2 protein-coding genes are annotated in these 2,627 nt (G+C 60.6%); both read left to right on the forward strand.

All coding sequences use genetic code 11. The annotated features are described in order from the left end of the window. The first annotated feature begins 154 nt into the window (after positions 1 to 154). Complete coding sequence (gene panD, locus ACE04F_RS06860; RefSeq protein ID WP_003228271.1) at positions 155 to 535, forward strand: aspartate 1-decarboxylase; 381 nt, start codon at positions 155 to 157, stop codon at positions 533 to 535. Between the two features lie 342 nt (positions 536 to 877). After that, positions 878 to 2,542 (forward strand): glucose-6-phosphate isomerase, encoded by a 1,665-nt coding sequence (gene pgi / locus ACE04F_RS06865; protein WP_486105547.1) that lies wholly within the window; start codon positions 878 to 880, stop codon positions 2,540 to 2,542. The last annotated feature ends 85 nt before the right edge of the window (positions 2,543 to 2,627 follow it).

Here is a 2,627-nt window from a genome sequence, read left to right on the forward strand (position 1 = left end):
AGCGTCAACTGATACACCGTCTTCGCGAGCAGGCTCGCTCCCACAGGAGCATGGGGTGCCTGACAGACTGTATCTGCAGATCCCGCGCGTATTGCCGCCCCCCAACCCTTCGGGCAAACTGCCCGCCGTTTGGACCCGACCAGAGGAAACACTCATGCACGCCATCATGCTCAAGGCCAAGCTGCACCGCGCCGAAGTCACTCACGCCGTGCTCGACTACGAAGGCTCCTGCGCCATTGACGGTGAGTGGCTGGACCTGTCGGGCATCCGCGAATACGAACAGATCCAGATTTACAACGTCGACAACGGCGAGCGCTTCACCACCTATGCCATCCGTGGCGAAGAAGGCTCGCGGATGATCTCGGTCAACGGCGCTGCGGCGCACAAGGCCAAGGTCGGAGACCGCGTCATCATCTGCGCCTACGCCCATTACAGCGAAGCCGAGCTGCTCAACTTCAAGCCGCGCATGCTCTACATGGCGCCGGGCAACGAACTGAGCCACACCAGCAACGCCATTCCGGTCCAGGTGGCCTGACCGAATCCAACGGCTCCCACGCTCCTCTTCTGTGGGAGCGAGCCTGGTCGCGAAGGCGGTGTGTCAGTCACTCTCAACGTATCGGCCAGAGCGCTTTCGCGAGCAGGCTCGCTCCCACAGGTGGAATCTGCGTTCCGCCTGTCGGCCCCTGTCACCCGCTGTTGTATAAAAAAGTACCGGGAAACTGTCAGACAAAGTCAAGACAGATCGCAACGCGAGGTTTACTGTAGTCGCCCTGCGTCTGGCGATCGTGTCGACGCAGTTGTCCGGACGCCCTTCTCGGGCCGCGCCGGAATTTTCAGTGTTAAAAAGGCCGTTCAAAGTAAAAGGAAACCCGCAGCGATGGCGTATTACCGAACTCCTCATGACGTGACCGCTCTGCCCGCCTGGCAAGCGCTGAATGACCACCGCAAAGCCATGCAGGATTTCAGCATGCGCGAAGCGTTCAATGCCGATCCGCAGCGTTTCAATCAATTCACCCTGTCGAGCTGCGGCCTGTTTCTCGACTATTCGAAAAACCTGATCAACGCCCAGACCCGCGACCTGCTGGTGAACCTGGCCAACGAAGTTGATCTCAAGGGCGCGATCGATGCGTTGTTCGAAGGCGAAATCGTCAACGCCTCGGAAAATCGTCCGGCCCTGCACACCGCCCTGCGGCGGCCGGTCGGCGACAAGTTGCTGGTCAATGGCGTCAACGTGATGCCCGATGTGCATAAAGTGCTGAACCAGATTACCGATCTGGTCGGCCGCATTCACGATGGTCTGTGGCGCGGTTACACCGAAAAACCGATCACCGACGTGGTGAACATCGGCATCGGTGGCTCATTCCTCGGGCCCCAGCTGGTCTCCGAAGCGCTGTTGTCCTACACCCATAAAGGCGTGCGCTGTCACTACCTGGCGAACATCGACGGCAGTGAGTTCCACGAGCTGGCCCAGAAGCTGCGCGCCGAGACCACGTTGTTCATTGTCTCGTCGAAATCTTTCAATACCCTCGAAACCCTGAAGAATGCCGAGGCCGCTCGTGCCTGGTACCTGGCCCAGGGTGGCTCGGAAGCGGAGCTCTATCGCCACTTCATCGCGGTATCGAGCAACAACGCCGCCGCGGTGGCCTTCGGCATCCGTGAAGAAAACATCTTCCCGATGTGGGACTGGGTCGGCGGCCGTTACTCGCTGTGGTCGGCCATCGGTCTGCCGATCGCCCTGGCCATCGGCATGTCGAATTTCAAGGAGCTGCTGTCCGGCGCCTATTCCATGGACCAGCATTTCCAGAGCGCGCCGTTCGACCAGAACATGCCGGTGCTGCTGGCGCTGCTTGGCGTGTGGTACGGCAATTTCTGGGGTGCGCAAAGCCACGCGATCCTGCCGTACGACCACTATCTGCGCAACATCACCAAGCATCTCCAGCAACTGGACATGGAATCCAACGGCAAGAGCGTCCGCCAGGATGGCACGCCGGTATCCACCGACACCGGGCCGGTGATCTGGGGTGGCGTAGGCGCCAACGGTCAGCACGCCTACCATCAATTGCTGCACCAGGGCACCCAACTGATCCCGGCCGATTTCATCGTGCCGATCGTCAGCTTCAACCCGGTTGCCGACCATCATCAGTGGCTGTACGCCAACTGCCTGTCCCAGAGCCAGGCGCTGATGCTTGGCAAGACTCGCAGCGAGGCCGAGGCCGAGTTGCGCGATAAAGGCGCCAGCGAAGAAGAAGTGCAGAAGCTCGCCCCCCACAAGGTGATCCCGGGCAACCGCCCGAGCAACACCCTGGTGGTCGAACGCATCAGCCCGCGCCGCCTCGGAGCACTGGTTGCGCTGTATGAGCACAAGGTATTCGTGCAAAGCGTGGTCTGGGGCATCAATGCCTTCGACCAATGGGGCGTGGAGCTGGGCAAGGAACTGGGCAAAGGCGTCTACAACCGTCTGGTGGGTAGCGAAGAGAGCCCGGCCGAAGATGCTTCGACCCAGGGCCTGATCAGCTACTTCCGCGGACGTCATCGCGGCTGATCCGAAGTTTGCGCTAACCCTGTGGGAGCGAGCCTGCTCGCGAAGGCGGTGTTTCAGTCAACCTCCGTGTTAACTGGTCCATCGC

This window comes from Pseudomonas sp. AGC41 (assembly GCF_057334555.1).

Coding starts and splice junctions, on each gene's coding strand:
- panD (WP_003228271.1), top strand. CDS start 155: ATGCACGCCATCATGCTCAAGGCCAAGCTGCACCGCGCCGAAGTCACT.
- pgi (WP_486105547.1), top strand. CDS start 878: ATGGCGTATTACCGAACTCCTCATGACGTGACCGCTCTGCCCGCCTGG.